Annotated in this window: 14 protein-coding genes; 6 read left to right on the forward strand and 8 right to left on the reverse strand. The window is 61.3% G+C overall.

Features of this window, described 5'->3' with window-relative positions:
- Window positions 1-64 precede the first annotated feature (64 nt).
- From CSQ92_RS04190 to CSQ92_RS04210, 5 genes are all read right to left on the reverse strand, one after another.
- Complete coding sequence (locus CSQ92_RS04190) at window positions 65-775, reverse strand: WbqC family protein (protein ID WP_099393305.1); 711 nt, start codon at window positions 773-775, stop codon at window positions 65-67.
- Window positions 772-1920, reverse strand: coding sequence for a dTDP-4-amino-4,6-dideoxy-D-glucose aminotransferase VioA (gene vioA / locus CSQ92_RS04195; RefSeq protein WP_092610873.1), 1149 nt, complete (start codon window positions 1918-1920; stop codon window positions 772-774). Before vioA ends, CSQ92_RS04190 begins: the two co-directional genes overlap by 4 nt.
- Window positions 1917-5105, reverse strand: coding sequence for a tetratricopeptide repeat protein (locus CSQ92_RS04200; RefSeq protein ID WP_180276928.1), 3189 nt, complete (start codon window positions 5103-5105; stop codon window positions 1917-1919). The genes vioA and CSQ92_RS04200 overlap by 4 nt, the downstream gene beginning before the upstream one ends.
- A 196-nt stretch (window positions 5106-5301) precedes the next feature.
- Window positions 5302-6030 (reverse strand): acetyltransferase, encoded by a 729-nt coding sequence (locus tag CSQ92_RS04205; protein ID WP_099393307.1) that lies wholly within the window; start codon window positions 6028-6030, stop codon window positions 5302-5304.
- Window positions 6031-6216: 186 nt separating this feature from the next.
- Window positions 6217-7893, reverse strand: a complete 1677-nt coding sequence (locus CSQ92_RS04210) for an electron transfer flavoprotein-ubiquinone oxidoreductase (protein ID WP_180276929.1) — start codon at window positions 7891-7893, stop codon at window positions 6217-6219.
- 264 nt (window positions 7894-8157) lie between these two features.
- On the opposite strand from CSQ92_RS04210, the gene CSQ92_RS04215 reads away from it, so the two are divergent.
- Entirely contained in the window at window positions 8158-8934 is a 777-nt protein-coding gene (locus CSQ92_RS04215; RefSeq protein WP_034752351.1) for an SDR family oxidoreductase, read from the forward strand.
- A gap of 22 nt (window positions 8935-8956) precedes the next feature.
- Here the strand turns inward: CSQ92_RS04215 and CSQ92_RS04220 are convergent, their stop codons facing one another.
- Window positions 8957-9523: a LuxR C-terminal-related transcriptional regulator gene (locus CSQ92_RS04220; RefSeq protein ID WP_034784217.1), complete on the reverse strand. Its 567-nt coding sequence runs from the start codon at window positions 9521-9523 to the stop codon at window positions 8957-8959.
- A 147-nt stretch (window positions 9524-9670) separates the two neighbouring features.
- Here CSQ92_RS04220 and CSQ92_RS04225 point away from each other — a divergent pair, with 147 nt between their 5' ends.
- Both CSQ92_RS04225 and CSQ92_RS04230 read left to right on the forward strand, forming a co-directional pair.
- On the forward strand, window positions 9671-10372 hold the full coding sequence (locus CSQ92_RS04225; protein ID WP_034784215.1) for a CoA transferase subunit A: 702 nt from the start codon (window positions 9671-9673) through the stop codon (window positions 10370-10372).
- A 20-nt stretch (window positions 10373-10392) separates the two neighbouring features.
- Window positions 10393-11043, forward strand: a complete 651-nt coding sequence (locus tag CSQ92_RS04230) for a CoA transferase subunit B (protein ID WP_070253603.1) — start codon at window positions 10393-10395, stop codon at window positions 11041-11043.
- Window positions 11044-11094: 51 nt separating this feature from the next.
- Here the strand turns inward: CSQ92_RS04230 and CSQ92_RS04235 are convergent, their stop codons facing one another.
- A complete protein-coding gene (locus tag CSQ92_RS04235; RefSeq protein WP_070253676.1) occupies window positions 11095-11505 on the reverse strand; it encodes a DoxX family protein in 411 nt (136 codons plus the stop codon).
- A 235-nt stretch (window positions 11506-11740) separates the two neighbouring features.
- A complete protein-coding gene (locus CSQ92_RS04240; protein WP_230521989.1) occupies window positions 11741-13078 on the reverse strand; it encodes a dicarboxylate/amino acid:cation symporter in 1338 nt (445 codons plus the stop codon).
- 215 nt (window positions 13079-13293) lie between these two features.
- On the opposite strand from CSQ92_RS04240, the gene CSQ92_RS04245 reads away from it, so the two are divergent.
- Genes CSQ92_RS04245 through CSQ92_RS04255 form a run of 3 tightly spaced genes read left to right on the forward strand, consistent with a single transcriptional unit; the run spans window position 13294 to window position 16873 of the window.
- Window positions 13294-14175 (forward strand): alpha/beta fold hydrolase, encoded by an 882-nt coding sequence (locus tag CSQ92_RS04245; protein WP_099393309.1) that lies wholly within the window; start codon window positions 13294-13296, stop codon window positions 14173-14175.
- Window positions 14176-14229: 54 nt separating this feature from the next.
- The gene (locus CSQ92_RS04250) at window positions 14230-14580 is read left to right on the forward strand and encodes a RidA family protein (protein ID WP_034784210.1); all 351 of its coding nucleotides are present in this window, start codon (window positions 14230-14232) and stop codon (window positions 14578-14580) included.
- Between the two features lie 40 nt (window positions 14581-14620).
- Window positions 14621-16873 (forward strand): RelA/SpoT family protein, encoded by a 2253-nt coding sequence (locus tag CSQ92_RS04255; protein ID WP_034784208.1) that lies wholly within the window; start codon window positions 14621-14623, stop codon window positions 16871-16873.
- The last annotated feature ends 126 nt before the right edge of the window (window positions 16874-16999 follow it).

The following is a 16999-nucleotide window of genomic DNA, read 5'->3' on the forward strand; positions in this document are numbered from 1 at the left end:
GCGTGGATGCCTGCACGGGCATGGTTAGAGGTCGTCATGGGCTGATGCTTGCGCGCTGCCGCTGTCAGGCAGGCGGATGAATGACATCATACTGATTCTGGATGGCAAGTTGCAATGTTTGCGGGGCATTGAACATCATGGCATCGACGATCGACAGCCACGGCACGAATTCGCCGCCGAACTGCGCATAGCTCGCCGGGCGCGGCTGGATGAATTCCAGGACGATGCCGCGGGCCTGGAAAGCCTCCGCCTGGTACAGCTCCTGGCCGCCGGATGCATTGATGTAGCGCTGCGCACCCACCGCCTGGCACAGGGCCAGCACCTTGTCCTGGCTCTTGAGCGCATGATCGATGGCAATGCCGGACGAGCGCACCAGGGGCGTGTCGATGCCCAGCTGGCGGCAGGTCGCTTGCAGGCTGTGCAGCAGGAAGTCGAACAGGTTGGCGGCAGGGTGGCGCACCACCGCTTCGAGCAGCGGGAAGATGTCCTGGAAGTGCGGCGCGCGCGCATACGCCGCCTTCAGCTGGTTCAGCAGCTTTTCCCCGTCAAACTGGGGCGAGACCTCGCGCTCGCCGATGTGCAGCTGGTCCGAGCCGTTTTTCAGCGGCACGCTGAAGGTCGCGTCTTGCCCGTTGAGCAGCATGCGGTTGCGGTTGATCCAGCCTTTCTTCGTGTACTTGATGTTGTCGTACACGATGAACAGGTCGGCCGCCGCGATCAGCTGGTAATAGCCAATGTACGGCAGGAAATACGGCTGCATGATGGCCACTCTCATGCTGTTTTCAGCAGCGCCGCTGGCGCCCCGTGCATGGCGATGAGGTCGCTGATGGCGTCGATCTGCGCCGTTTCCAGGGTCGGGTACAGGGGCAGGCAAATCACCTGCTCCGCCGCTCTGCGGGCCACGGGCAGGTTGGCGGGCGCCGCCGATGGCATGCCGCGGTACATGGGGAAGTCACTGATGAGCGGGTAGAAATAGCGCCGCGCATAGATATTGTTTTCGCGCAGTATGGCAAACAGCGCGTCGCGGCTCAGCGGAAATTCCGGCCGCACGAGGATGGGGAAGTATGCGTGATTGGTGGTGGCGTCCAGCGCCGGCTGCAGGCAGTCGATGCCATGCACGGGCGCCAGGTTGCGCCGGTAGCGCGCATCGATTTCCTTGCGCTGGGCCAGTGCCGCATCGATATTTTTCAGCTGCAGCAGGCCGAAGGCGGCGTTGATTTCGCTCATCTTGCCGTTGATGCCAGGCGCCACCACCGTGACTTCGTCGACGAAGCCGAAATTTTTCAGGTGGTCGATGCGCTGCTTGGTCTTGGCGTCCGGCGAGATGATGGCGCCGCCTTCGAAGGTGTTGAAGACCTTCGTGGCGTGAAAACTGAGGACGGACAGGTCGCCATGGTTGAGCACACTACTTCCCTGGTGGCGCACGCCGAACGCGTGTGCCGCGTCATAGATCACCTTGAGGTTGTAGTTGTCGGCGATCTTTTCAATGGCGGCGACGTCGCATGGCCGGCCGTAGCAGTGCACCGGCATGATGGCGGTGGTTTGCGGCGTGATGGCGGCCTCGATCTTGGCCGGGTCGAGGTTCAGGCTGTCCGGATCGATATCGACGAACACGGGCTTGATGCTGTTCCACAGCAGCGAGTGCGCGGTGGCGACAAACGAATACGGCGTGGTGATGACTTCACCGTTGATGCGCAGCGCCTGCAGCGCCGTCATCAGCGCCAGGGTGCCATTGGCGAACAGGCTGATGTATTTCACGCCCAGGTAGTCGCACAATGCCTGTTCGAGTTGCTGGTGGAACGGGCCGCCATTCGTCAGGATCTTGTTTTCCCAGATGGTTTCCAGATAGGGCAGGAAGTCCTGCAAGTCAGGCAGCAGCGGCTGCGTGACATACACGGGTTTCTTGTTTTGCGTGCTCATGCGAGTCCAATCGGCGGGTTGGGGATGGCCACGGGGGCCTCGAACGAGACGGGCGGCAAGCCTTCGCACCAGCGCTGCCACATGATGCGCAGGCTGTTTTCCAGGCCTTCCGTAATCAGCTTGGGGTTGCCCATGGCCGATTGTTCCAGGCGGTGGCGCATGCTGTAGCGGTAGGCGCCCAGCAGCATCGGGTTGGCCGCCATGGCCTGTGCCTTGCGTACATAGTCGTCGTCATCCTTGGCGATGAATTCTTCCAGTCCCACCTGCAGCAGGATCGACGTGCCGGCGCGGCTGGGCATGGTGGCGCCAGCCGTCGTCAGGGTGGGCACGCCCATCCACAGCGCGTGGAAGGTCGTCGTGCCGCCGCCGTACGGGAAAGTGTCGAGGCAGATATCGACGCGATGGTGCATGGCCATGAACTGCGTCATGCCCGTGCGGCCCTCGAAGGTCAGGCGTTCCGGCGCGATGCCTTCTTCCTCGAACCAGTCCATCAGCAGCGGATACGGCGTGGAAGTGGGCATGGCCGCGATCAGCATGCGGGCATCCGGAATGGCGCGCAGCAGCATGGACCAGCGCGCGATGACCTGGCGGTTGATCTTGCTGAGGCGGTTGAAGCTGCCGAAGGTGAGGTAGCCATTCGCCAGCGCGGGAGCAGGGTGGATGCCGGGTGCATATTCCGATGGCAGGAACGGCGAGCAGGCCGGCAGCAGGACCAGCTTTTCCGTGAATTGACTGTCGAGTATGCCGTCCGGCGCGAAATAGGGATCGGTCAGGTAATAATCCATGGCGCGCAGGCCCGTCGTCAGCGGATAGCCGATCCAGCTGGCCTGGATGGGGGCCGGCTTGCTGGCAAAGACCAGCAGGCGGTTCTTGCCCGTGTGGCCCGACAGGTCGATCAGGATGTCGATGCCGTCGTCGCGGATCTGCTGCGCCAGTTCGAGGTCGGTCATCTGCTCGACCTGGCGCCAGTGGGGGATGACTTCGCGCAAGCGCTGCGTGACGTGGTCATCCTGCGCATTGTTATGGTAGGCATGCAGCAACAGTCCCGCTTCGGCGCGGATATTCTCCAGCACCGGGATGATGAAATGTGGCACGGGATGGTTGTGCAGGTCGCCCGAGACCAGGCCCACTTTCAGGGTGCGCAGCGGGTCGCGCGCATTGCCGTGCTCCTTGACACTTTTCGCCACATGCGTCTCGAACGTATCGCTAAAGCGCAGATGCTCGGCAAACAGGGTGGCCGCATCGAGCTTGGCGCTGTGCGACAGCAGGAACAGGTAGTTGCTGAACAGGGTCTCCCACAGCGGGCACACTTTCAGGCCGGCGCGGCAGGTTTCGATGGCTTCATCGATGCGGCCGAGATTGCTCAGGGTGGCGCTGATGTTGACATAGGCGTCGCGGAAGTCGGGATTCAGGGCCAGTGCCGCGCGGTAGCATTCCAGCGCCGCAGTTGGCGCATTGGTCAGTGCGTGGCAGTTGCCGAGCGCGAAGTGGGCGCGCTCGTACGTGGGGTCGAGCGCAACTGCCGCCTGGTAGTGTGTCTGCGCCTGCCCATAGTTTTTTTGCGCCTGGAACACGGAGCCCAGGTTGCACATGGCCGAGACGTTCTTCGGGTTGAGTTCCAGCGCGCGCAGATAGGCGGCATGGGCTTCGTCGTAGCGCTGCAGTGCCTGCAGCGCCACGCCGAGATTGTTGTGTACCTCGTCGTTGTCCGGTTCGCGCTCGGTCGCGCCGTGATAGGCTTCGACGGCCAAGGCATAGCGGCGGATGGTGTTGTAATAATCACCCAGCTGGTTGTAGGCGAGGGCGCTGCCGGGCGCCAGGTCGATCGCGCGCTGGAAGTACAGCAGAGCATTGTCCTGCTCTTCGGCGGCGCCGTAGACGATGGCCAGCTGGCCGCAGGCCTGGGCATCGCCGGGTTGCAGAAGCTGCGCGCGCTGGCACAAGGCGATGGCCGACGCATAATTTTTTTCCTGGCATTGCAGCAATCCCAGGCTGCTCAGCGCCTGCACGAAGTTGCCATCGATGGCCAGTGCCTGTTCATAGGCGGCGATGGCATCGCTGACGTGGCCCTGCGATTGCAGCGCGCGGGCCAGGTTGTTGTACAGCATGGCTTCGTTCGGCGTCGCCTCGATGGCGCGCCGGTAGCTGGCTGCTGCGCCCTTGAAGTCGTCCGCTTCATGCAGCGCGCTGGCCAGGTTGGCATGCACGGCGGTGTTATGCGGCGCCAGCTGCAGCACGGCGCGGTAACTGAAAATGGCGGCTTGCCATTGTTTCAGGTCTTGCTGGGCGTTGCCGAGATTGAGGTAGACTTCCGCGTCGCCGGGCAGCAGAGCCAGCGCCGCCTTGTAGCTGGCGATGGCGTCGTCATTGCGCTGCATGGCCTTTAACGTATTGCCAAGATTGAAGTGGGCCTTGGCATAGTCGGGGCGCAGCGCCAGCGCCTGCCGGTAAGCCTGTTCGGCCTGCTCCAGCTGGCCCAGCGACTGCAAGGTCACGGCCAGATTGCCATAAGCTTCGACAAAGTCCGGATTCAGCTGCAGCGCGCGCGTATAACTGGCGACGGCCTCCTCGTGCATGCCGCGCGCCTGGCAGGCGGTGCCCAGGTTGCCATGCGCTTCGGCGTCATGCGGCGCCAGTTCCACGGTGCGTTGCCATGCCTGCAGCGCATCCTTGCCCTGCTGTTGCAGCGCGGTGCCCAGCACGCTCCAGGCAAAGTCGGAGAGCGGGTAGCGCTGCGTCAGGTCGCGGCTGGCCGCTTCCAGCTCGGCATGGCGGCCGGCCTGGTACAGGTCGATGACGGCCTGGATTTCCTGTGCGTCCGGCGCGGCGGCAATCGCCGTTTCCACGCGCTTGCGCAGCGTTTGCGACTGTTCGTTGTCCAGCCCCCGGGTGATCGCTTCGTTGACGATTTCCAGCGCCTGCTCACGCTCGCCCGCTTTCAGCAAACCGTCCGCGTACGAGAGCCAGAACTGGCCTTCGTCCGGATTCACCGACAGCGCCTTGTGCAGGTATGGCAGGCCGGCCTTGAATTGGCCAACCTGTCCCGCCAGCAAGCCCATGTTGTGATTGGCGATGGCGTGATAAGGCTGGGCCTGCAAAATAGCCAGGTACAGTTCTTCTGCCTGCTCCAGCAGCCCCCCCTGGTGCGCTGCAAGCGCTGCTTGCAGGTCGTTGTCGAGAGGCATCTCAGTGGTGGCGCTATCGGTCATGGCAAGTGGGAAAAGTAAGGTCAGCTGGAATTGTAACTGTTGGGGAGGGGAATAGAAACTTTCCCATGGGAATTTTATTGCGTGGCGATGCGCCGCTGGCAGCGGCGTGCCCGCAAAGCCACAGCGCACCGGAAAATATTGTGCGAATGGCAGTGCCGCCCCGGCGGCGGCTTCACACGGCGATGGCGCCGTGCTCCTGTTCCCATTGCTTGCGGCTGGTCTTCAGGATGTCGATGACCAGCAGCGCTTTTGCCTCATCCGTGGAAAGGTCTTCCATGAACATGGCATTGTTGGCGCGTATCCAGGCCAGCGGCATTTCCCACCAGGCCAGTTCCACCAGCCCGGCGCGCACCTTTTCGGAAAAGCGGTAGCGCAGCAGGCGCGCCGGCGAGCCCGCATATATCCCGTAGGGCTCGGAGCGGAAATTGGGCGGCAGCAGCGCCCGCGCGCCGATGACGCAGCCGTTTTCAATCACGCTGCCGCCCAACACCATGACTTCATCGCCGATCCAGACATCGTTCTTGATAACGGTGTCGTCGTACTGCGGTGGCTCGGCCGATTTCAGGCCGCCGCCCAGCACGCCGAGCATATAGGTAGATATCGTGCGCATTTCATGCTGGCCATTCAGCACGAAGCGCAGGCGCGCGCCGCCGGCGACAAAGCGCCCCACGCACAGGTTTTGCTTGCCGCTGTCGTATTTCACTTGCGAACCGACGCCGAAACCGGAGCAGCGGCCGATGAAGAAATGGCCAAAGCCCGGCTCCTGGTCGAGCCAGTCGCGGAAAAACTGCGGCGGCAAGGTGCTGCTGGCGCCATCGGCATAGCCGAGCACGGTAAAGTGGGCGGAGAGGGGATGATCTTGCAGGGTGCCTGTGTAATTGGCTTCTGTTGTGATTTGCACTACATTGCTCTTTGTGACGGTGAAGTTGCGGGAGGGTGATGCGATATGCGGCTGTCCGGCCAGGTCGGCCGCTGCCGTGGCGGGAATTGTAACTGGCGCGGGAAGCGATGGGAAAATTTCCAATAGGAAATTTATCGCGGCCGTATGAAAAACGCCCCGGCGAAGAAGCCGGGGCGTGCGGGAAACTTACATGTTCGGATAGTTCGGCCCGCCGCCGCCTTCCGGTGTCACCCACACGATGTTCTGCGTTGGATCCTTGATGTCGCAGGTTTTACAGTGCACGCAGTTCTGCGCATTGATCTGCAGGCGTTCGGCGCCGTCGTCGTTCTTCACGAACTCGTACACGCCGGCGGGACAGTAACGGGCTTCCGGACCCGCATACGTGGCCAGGTTGACGTCGACGGGCACGCTGGCATTCTTCAGCGTCAGGTGGATCGGCTGGTCTTCCGCGTGGTTCGTGTTCGAGATGAACACGGACGACATCTTGTCGAAGGTCAGCTTGCCATCGGGTTTCGGATACACGATCTTTTTCGACTGGGCGGCCGGTTTCAGGCATTCGTGGTCGCCATGCGAGTGGTGCAGGGTCCATGGCGCCTTGCCGCGGAAGATCAGCTGGTCGATGCCCGTCATCAGGCTGCCCAGGTACAGGCCTTTCGACAGCCATGGCTTGACGTTGCGCGCCACATGCAGTTCTTCATGCAGCCACGATTTTTCAAAGGCGACAGGGTAGCTCGTCAGTTCATCGTGCTGGCGCTGTTCGCCCAGCGCGCAGAAGGCCGCGTCCGCCGCCAGCATGCCGCTCTTGATGGCCGCGTGGCTGCCCTTGATGCGGCTCATGTTCAGGAAGCCCGCATCGCAGCCGATCAGCGCGCCGCCGGCAAATACCAGTTTCGGCAGCGATTGCAGGCCGCCGGCCGCAATCGCCCGCGCGCCGTACGAGATGCGCTTGCCGCCTTCGAAGAACTTGCGGATTTCCGGATGCGTCTTGTAGCGCTGGAATTCCTCGTACGGGGACAGATAGGGGTTTTCGTAGTTCAAGCCGACCACATACCCCACCATGACCTGGTTGTTTTCCAGGTGGTACAGGAAGGAGCCGCCATAGGTTTTCGTGTCCAGCGGCCAGCCGCTCGAGTGGATCACCAGGCCGGGCTTGTGCTGGGCCGGGTCGATTTCCCACAATTCCTTGATGCCGATGCCGTAGGATTGGGGATCCTTGCCGGCGTTCAAGTCATACTTGGCCATCAATTGCTTGCCCAGGTGGCCGCGCGCGCCTTCGGCGAACAGGGTGTACTTGGCGTGCAATTCCATGCCCAGCTGGAAGTCGGGGCCCGGCTCACCGTCGCGCTTGACGCCCATGTTGCCGGTCGCCACGCCTTTCACGGAGCCGTCGTCGTTGTAGAGGATTTCCGCGGCAGGGAAGCCGGGGAAGATTTCCACGCCCAGGTTTTCCGCCTGCTGGCCCATCCAGCGCACCACATTGCCCAGCGAGACGATGTAGTTGCCGTGGTTTTCAAAGCAGGCCGGCACGGCGAAGCCTGGCGTTTTATACGCTTTGGTTTCGGTCAGGAACAGGATGCGGTCTTCCGTCACTTCCGTGTTCAGGGGCGCGCCCAGTTCTTTCCAGTTTGGAATCAGTTCCGTCAGCGCTTTCGGGTCCATGATGGCGCCCGACAGGATATGCGCGCCCAGTTCGCCGCCTTTTTCCAGCACGCAGACGGACACTTCCTGGCTCTTTTCAGCGGCCAGCTGCTTCAGGCGGATCGCCGCGGCCAAGCCTGCGGGGCCACCGCCGACGATCACCACGTCATACTCCATGGTTTCGCGCGGTCCGTACTGTTCAACTAAGTTATTAGGCTGTGTCATGGTCTCGATTTATAGTCACTCAATTAGGTAGCAAGGATAGGGAATAAAGCATCATCGGGGAAATTTAAGCACGAGTGTGCTTGTTTTTGGCGAGGATTGCAACTTTGGCGCCATTTTGCGTGACATTGCCCCTCGCCGCAATCTAAATCCGGCCATTTTGTGTAATGATGGCGTTTACCTTTGCTCAAGTGCGATGCAGGGTATTTTGCCCCTGTGCCAGTGGCACGGCGTAAAGTGTTGTCTAAAATAAAACAGGAGTAGCTCGTGGGCATAGAAGTCAATTTCGAGGGCAAGATTGCCCTGATTACCGGCGCATCGAGCGGCCTCGGCGCGCGCTTTGCGAAAGTGCTGGCCCAGGCTGGCGCACAGGTCGTGCTGGCGTCGCGCCGCACCGAACGCCTGAAGGAATTGCGCGCCGAGATCGAAGCGGATGGCGGCGCCGCGCACGTGGTGTCGCTCGACGTGACCGATTTCGCCAGCATCAAATCGGCCATCGCGCATGCGGAAACGGAAGCGGGCCCCATCGATATCCTCGTCAACAATTCCGGTGTCTCCACCACGCAACGCCTGGTCGACGTCACGCCCGAAGATTACTCGTTCGTGATGGACACCAACCTGCGCGGATCGTTCTTCGTGGCCCAGCAAACGGCCAAGCGCATGATCGCGCGCGCCAAGGGCGACCCGAAGAAACAGCACCGCATCATCAATATCGCCTCGATGGCAGGCTTGCAGGTGCTGCCGCAGATCGGCGTGTACTGCATGAGCAAGGCGGGCATGGTGCATATGACGCGCGCCATGGCCGTGGAGTGGGGCAAGTACGGCATCAACACGAACGCCATCTGCCCCGGCTATATTTCCACGGAAATCAACGAAGATTACTTTGCCACAGAGCAGGGCAAGAAATTGATCGAAATGCTGCCGAATAAACGTCCGGGCAAACCGGAAGACCTCGACGGCCTGCTGCTGTTGCTGGCGGGCGAGGATTCGCATTTCATCAATGGCGCCATCATTTCTGCAGACGGTGGAATGAGTACCTTCTAAGGCACCGGCTTGCGCTGCAGCCCTAGCGCTGCAGCTGCAGTCCCACCAGCTTGTGCACCAGCTCGGACGAGGTCGAAGCGGCGAACTTGCGCATCAGCTTGGCACGGTGCATTTCCACCGTGCGGGGGCTGAGGTCGATCTGGCGGGCGATGACCTTGCTGGTCTTGCCTTCGACCAGCAGGGCGGCGATTTCGCGCTCGCGCGGGGTCAGCTCCGCCGTCACGGGACGTTTCTCGCTGACATCCTCGAACGTCCAGATGCCCGGCCCCAGCGGCTGTGCGGCCAGCATGGCGTGGCCCGTGACGTGGCACCAGAACAATTCACCATTACTGCGGCGCATGATGCGCTCGTCCGAATAGCGTCCCTTGGCGTTCATGATGGGGATGATGCGGTCACCCGTGCGCAGGAATTCATCGTGCGTGGGGTAGAGTACTTCGAACGACTGGTCGTCCAGCTGGGCGCGCGCATAGCCGAACATGGCTGCCAGCGCTTCGTTGCAGCTGCGCATGATGCGGTTTTCCGACATGCACATGCCCACGGGCGCGTGCAGGAAGATGCTTTCATAATCGATGGCTGACGCGGCGTTCATCTGATACGTATCACTCTCACAGGGGGATTGCGGGCACGGCGCCGGTAGTTCTACGGTATTGTACTTTCCACTCGCGTATTTTATGCTGAGTCGCTGCCTGAGTCATGGACTCAAGACCAAAGCTTAACAAAAGATAGAGGGACACCCATGAATAAAGTTTATCCTGACGCCGCTTCGGCGCTGGCCGGTATCGTCCAAGATGGTCAGACCATCGCCGTCGGCGGCTTCGGCCTGTGCGGCATTCCCGAAGCCCTGATCGGCGCCTTGCGCGATTCGGGCGTGACGGGCCTGACGGCCATTTCGAATAACGCCGGCGTGGATGGCTTCGGCCTGGGCCAGCTGCTGACCACGCGCCAGATCAAGAAAATGATCGCCTCCTATGTGGGCGAAAACAAGGAATTCGCGCGCCAGTACCTGGCCGGCGAGCTGGAACTGGAATTCACCCCGCAAGGCACCCTGGCCGAGAAACTGCGTGCCGGCGGCGCCGGCATTCCCGCCTTCTTCACCAAGACGGGCGTGGGTACCATCGTTGCCGACGGCAAGGAGCTGCGCGAATTCGACGGCGAGCAATACGTGATGGAACGCAGCCTGGTGGCCGATGTGTCGCTGGTGAAAGCCTACATGGCCGACCGCGCGGGCAATTTGGTCTATCGAAAGACGGCGCGCAATTTCAACCCGAACGTGGCCATGGCCGGCAAGATCACCATCGTCGAAGTGGAAAAACTGGTCGAAGTGGGCGAGATCGACCCGGACCAGGTCCACACGCCGAGCATCTTCGTGCACCGCATCGTGGTCAACGCGAACCCGGAAAAACGCATCGAGCAGCGCACCGTGCGCACTGAAGCATAAAAAAGAATACGGAGAACATCATGGCTTGGACTAGAGATGAAATGGCCGCGCGCGCGGCGAAAGAATTGCAGGATGGCTTTTATGTGAACCTGGGCATCGGCTTGCCGACCCTGGTGGCGAACTATGTGCCGGAGAATATCGAAGTGTTCCTGCAGTCGGAAAACGGCTTGCTGGGCATCGGCCCGTTCCCCACGGACGATGAGGTCGATGCCGACCTGATCAACGCTGGCAAGCAGACGGTGACGGCCTTGCCGGGCGCAGCCTACTTCAGCTCGGCCGACTCGTTTGGCATGATTCGTGGCGGCAAGATCAACCTGGCCATCCTGGGCGCCATGCAAGTGTCGGAAAAGGGCGACCTGGCGAACTGGATGATTCCAGGCAAGATGGTCAAGGGCATGGGCGGCGCGATGGACCTGGTCGCCGGCGTCAAGCGCGTCGTCGTGCTGATGGAGCACGTGGCCACGGCCAAGGATGGCACGACGTCGCACAAGCTGCTGAAGCAGTGCGACTTGCCGCTGACGGGCGTGGGCGTGGTCGACGTCATCATCAGCGACCTGGGCGTCATCGACGTGACGGAAAACGGCCTGAAGCTGGTGGAACTGGCGCCGGGCGTGACCAAGGAACAAGTGCAAGAGGCCACGGGCGCTGAGCTGGACGTGTCGGCCGTATAAATGGCTTGTTGTATGGAATAAAAGGGCGGACAGCGATGTCCGCCCTTTTTTTTATGCGCCGGCCTTGCCGCGCAGCCCGTCCAGGCTGTAGGCGCCGCCGCCCGCTGCCGCGAAATACAGGAAGGTGAAGCAGTACATCACGGCCATTTCGCCGCCGTTCAGGATCGGCAGGAAACCGGCTGGCGCATGCGCCATGAAGTAGGCGGCCGCCATCTGGCCCGACAGGATGAAGGCGACGGGGCGCGTAAACAGGCCGACCAGCAGCAAGGTGCCGCCGACCAGCTCGATAACGCCGGCCGCCCCCATCACGGAAAACAGTTGCAGGCCGTCGAACATGGCCACATGCGGCGCGCCGAACAGTTTGGCCGTGCCGTGTTGCAGGAAGAGGAAACCGAGGATGATGCGCAGCACGCCCAGCAGGCGTGGACTCCAGGTGGCGTAGAAGGCGGGCGAGAGGGACATGACGTACTCCATTCAAAAGTGAGGATGGTTCGGTGTCAGGCTTGCATTAACGCAATGACATTATGCGGGAGCTTGCGGGCGAACAGTGTTGTAACTGTAATTGTTTTTGATTCATTGATCATCCAGTGAAATATTGATGCATGATTTACCATGGGTTGATGATGCGATAAGATGCGCGCGCCATGAAAAAAGCCCCGCAGATCGCTCTGCGGGGCTTTTCAATGAAAAGTACGGCTTACTTGACGATATTCACGGCCGGGGCGACGTACGCGTCGTCGGTCGGGTGGGTGGGATGGGCCAGCTCGCTGTGCAGCTTGTCCATGTCCAGTTCTTTTTCCCATTTCGACACGACGATGGTGGCCACGCCGTTGCCCACGAAATTCGTCAGCGCACGGCATTCGCTCATGAAGCGGTCGATGCCCAGGATCAGCGCCATGCCGGCCACGGGGATGGTCGGCACCACGGCCAGGGTGGCGGCCAGGGTGATGAAGCCGGCGCCCGTGATGCCGGACGCGCCTTTCGAGGTCAGCATCGCCACGCCCAGGATGGTGAGCTCTTGCCAGATCGTCAGTTCCGTGTTGGTGGCTTGCGCCACGAACAGGGCCGCCATGGTCATGTAGATGTTGGTGCCGTCCAGGTTGAACGAGTAGCCGGTAGGCACGACCAGGCCGACCACCGGTTTCGAGCAGCCGAGGCGCTCGAGTTTTTTCATCAGGGCCGGCAGGGCCGATTCCGACGAGCTGGTACCGAGCACGATCAGCAGTTCTTCCTTGATGTACAGCAAGAAGCGGCCGATGGAGAAGCCCGTGTACTTGGCGATCAGGCCCAGCACGACGAAGACGAACAGGAAGCAGGTCAGGTAGAACGAACCCATCAGTTTAGCCAGCGGGATCAGCGAAGCCAGGCCGTATTTGCCGATGGTAAATGCCATCGCGCCGAACGCGCCGACAGGGGCGACTTTCATGATGATGTTGACCATGCCGAAGATGGCGTGCGACAGCTCGTCGATCAGCTTGGTGACGGGACGGCCGCGCTCGCCCAGCAGGGACAGCGAGAAGCCGAACAGGATGGCGATCAGCAGCACTTGCAGGATGTCGCCCTTGGCGAACGCATCGACGAAAGTCTTCGGGATGATGTTCATCAGGAAATCGATGGTCGTCATGCCTTCGGCGTGCGTGTATTGCGCGATCGACTTGGCGTCCAGATGGGCCGGATCGGCGTTGAAGCCGGCGCCCGGTTTCAGGATGTTAGCAACCAGCAAACCGATGGCCAGCGCGAAGGTGGAGACCACTTCGAAGTAGATCAGGGCCTTGCCGCCCACGCGGCCGATCTTCTTGACGTCCTGCATGCCGGCGATGCCGGAGACGACGGTACAGAAGATCACCGGGGCGATGATCATCTTGATCAGTTTGATAAAGCCGTCGCCCAGCGGTTTCATGTCGACAGCGTTGGAAGGGTAGAACACGCCCAGCAGCACGCCGGCCACGATGGCGAACAGCACCTGCACGTACAGGATTTTATAGAATGGTTTTTTCACGAGTGGTCTCCTCTTGCGGGTTGATGCTGCGATCATCCACTCATTGCCAGGCCGCCTCAATTGTGGATAACCGCAGATATGCATTTTCGCTATATCGGGTATTGCGCCATGACTGGCGTGCTGCGGCGCAGCATTTCAGGCGTGCGCTTGGAGCATTGCCCGCGCTGCGCTACACTGCCGTAGCGTCGCGCACGGGACACCCCATGGCAGGCAGGAAGCGGTGCTCTTTTTATATCGAATAAGGAATTGGCATGATCGAAGCGAGCATCAAATCCGTCCAGTGCATCTCCCCCGCAGGCTTGCACACCATGTCGTACAAGGAGTGGGGCGCGGCGGACAATCCGAACGTGCTCGTCTGCGCCCATGGCGTGACGCGCGTGGCGGACGACTTCGACAACCTGGCGCGCGCCATGGCCAGCGATTACCGCGTGATCTGCCCCGACGTGGTGGGACGCGGGCGCTCGGGCTGGCTGGCCAATCCCCAGTTCTACCGCGTGCCGCAATATGTGAGCGACATGGTGACCCTGCTGGCGCGCGTGCTGGCCAATGGCGAGCGCCAGACGGTGGACTGGTTCGGCACGTCGATGGGCGGCTTGATCGGCCTGGGCCTGGCATCGTTGCCGGACAGCCCGATCAGCAAGCTGGTGCTGAACGATATCGGCCCGACCCTGGCGCCGGAAGCCTTGCAGCGCATCGGCGACTATATCGGCCAGGACTTGCGTTTCGAGACATTTGAACAGGGCGCCAAGTTTGTGCGCGACGTGTCCGCCAGCTTCGGCCCGCACACGGACGCGGAATGGCATAAACTGGCGGTGGATGTGTTGCGTCAGGATAAGGATGGCCACTGGCGCCGCCACTATGATATGGGACTGGCCATGCCGTTCCGCTCGGCCACGCCGGAATCGGCGGCCAGCGACGAAGCCATGCTGTGGGCCGCGTATGATGCCGTGCGTTGCCCCACCTTGCTGGTGCGCGGGTCGGAATCCGATCTGCTGTCGCACGAAACGGCGCAAAGCATGCTGGGCCGCGGCCCGAAGGCGGAGCTGGTGGAAATCGCCGGCGTGGGCCATGCGCCCACTTTTGTCCACGATGACCAAATCGCCATCGCCCGCAAGTTTTTGCTGGGCAAATAAGAAGGCAACAAGCAATAACGCTGTACAGATTTTGAAACAACCGAAAGAAGAAGCATGGAAATTACACGACTGCACGTAGGCAAACGCCTCTCCGAAGTAGCCATACACAACAACACCATCTACCTGGCGGGCCAGATCGCGGAAGACACCACGCAGGGCATCGTCGGCCAGACGCGCGAAGTGCTCGGCCACGTCGACCGTCTGCTGATGGAAGCGGGCAGCGACAAGACTTGCATCCTGTCGTGCCAGATCTACATCGCCGACATGAAGGATTTTCCCGGCATGAATGAAGTGTGGGACGACTGGGTCGCTTCCGGCCACACGCCGCCGCGCGCCACGGTGGAAGCGAAGCTGGCCAATCCGGCATGCCTGGTTGAAATCGTCATCATCGCTGCAGAGCGTTAAGTCATCAAGTTGTTGAGTTATTAAGTTTAAAAGGTAATACATGGTTTCCATCTCGGCCCCGAATAGCGTCACCTCGGAACAACTGGTAGAGGGCTTGAGTGCGCCGGACAGTGCGCGCGTGCTGGACGCGCTCGCGTATGCCACCGAAGCGTATGGCGACAAGCTGACCTTTGCCGGCCGCTCCGCGCTGGACTTCGCCGTCGGCGTGGCCACCACCCTGGCGTTCCTGCGCAGCGATGCGGAAACGCGTATCGCCGGCCTGATGTTCGAGCTGACCCTGTTGGAACCGGACACGGCGGCCGACATCGAGCCGCGCTTCGGCAAGCAGGTGTGCGACCTGGCGACAGGCGTGCGCCAGCTGATCCGCTTGCGCGCGCTGACCCAGGCGCAGCACGGCAGCGCTGGCGGGCGTGGCAAGAATGCGGCGCAGCAAGCCGTGGCCCAGGTGGAAACCTTGCGCAAGATGTTGCTGGCGATGGCTTCCGACATGCGTGTCGTGCTGGTGCGCCTGGCTTCCTGCGTGACGACCTTGCGCTATTTCGCCGAGTTGAAATTGTTCAATGAAATGACGCGCGAGTACGGCAAGGAAACGCTGGACCTGTACGCGCCGCTGGCCAACCGCCTCGGTATCTGGCAGCTGAAGTGGGAGCTGGAAGACTTGTCGTTCCGCTTCATCGAGCCGGAAGCGTATAAACGCATCGCCAAGATGCTGGAAGAAAAGCGCATGATGCGCGAGGGCTTCGTATCCTCGGCGATTCTGCGCCTGCAGACGGAGCTGGCCTCGGCCGGTATCCAGGCGGAAGTGTTTGGCCGCCCGAAACACATTTACAGCATCTGGAACAAGATGCGCGGCAAGGAACTTGATTTCACGGCCCTGTACGATGTGCGCGCCTTCCGCGTCATCGTTGCCGACGTGAAGACTTGCTATACGGTGCTGGGCGTGGTCCACAATATCTGGACCCCCATCCCGAAAGAATTCGACGATTACATTTCGCGGCCGAAACCGAACGGTTACCAGTCGCTGCACACGGTGGTGACGGCCGAAGATGGCCGCCCGCTGGAAGTGCAAATCCGCACGAATGAAATGCACAGCTTTGCCGAATACGGCGTGGCCGCGCACTGGCGCTACAAGGAAGAGGGCGGCTCGAACTTTGCCGGCCAGAAATACGACGAAAAGATCGCCTGGCTGCGCCAGCTGCTGGCGTGGAAAACCGAGGTCGCCGACGCCGTCGTGGGCCAGGAAGAAATCCAGCGCGAATGGGTGGAAAAGCTGAAATCCGCCACCTTGGACGACCGTATCTTCGTCATGACGCCGCAGGCGCGGGTGCTGGAATTGCCCGTGGGCGCCACGCCCGTCGATTTTGCGTATCACCTGCACACGGACGTGGGCCACCGCTGCCGCGGCGCCAAGGTCGACGGCATCATGGTGCCCCTGAATACCCAGCTGAAAAACGGCCAGACCTGCGAAATCATCACGGCCAAGGGCGCGCCTGGCACGGCTGGGCCGTCGCGCGACTGGCTCAGCGCCGGCTACGCCGTCAGCACGCGCACGCGCTCGAAGATCCGTGCCTGGTTCCACGCCATCGACATGCAGGAAACCCTGGCCCATGGCCGCGCGCTGGTGGAGAGATCCTTGCAGCGCGAAGGCAAGACGGCCGTCAACCTCGAGGCGCTGGCGCAAAAGCTGGGCTTTGCCAAGGTCGACGAACTGTTCCTGTCGGTCGGCAAGGATGAATTCAGCCTGCGCCATGTGGAGCAGGCGCTGCACGACAACGGCGAAGTGGTGGTGCCGGAAGACGCCGTGCTGGTCGGCAAGAGCCGCGCTTCCAGCGTGGAGCAGGGCGCCAAGTCCGGCGTGCTGGTGGTGGGGACGGAAGGCTTGATGACAGTGCTGGCCAAGTGCTGCAAGCCTGCGCCGCCGGACAGCATCGTTGGTTTTGTGACGCGCGGCAAGGGCGTCTCCATCCACCGCGCTACGTGCAAGAACTTCGAGGAAATGCGCGCCAAGTCGCCCGAGCGCGTGATCTTCACGGAATGGGGCAGCACGGGCGGGCACGACACCGTGTATCCGGTCGATATCTTCATCCTGGCCGGCGACCGTCAGGGCTTGTTGCGCGATATCTCCGAAATCTTCTCGCGCGAAAAGATCAACGTGATCGGCGTCAATACCCAAAGCGCCAAGGGCCAGGCCCGCATGACCTTTACGGCCGAGATCAGCTCGACGGCGCAGTTGTTGAAGGCGCTGAATGTGATCAAGGATGTCAGTGGGGTGCTGGAGGCAAGGAGGAGCTAATTTTTGAAGCAGGCTATGTCATATCGGCCAATGAAACTAGTCTTAAAAATTAGCTGATTATTGTTCGATATAAATAAAATGATGAGCGTTGATGCTCGTATTGCTTCGAAGCCTGCTCATGTAAAT

Source organism: Janthinobacterium sp. BJB446, assembly GCF_002735655.1.
GTDB lineage: Bacteria > Pseudomonadota > Gammaproteobacteria > Burkholderiales > Burkholderiaceae_D > Janthinobacterium > Janthinobacterium lividum.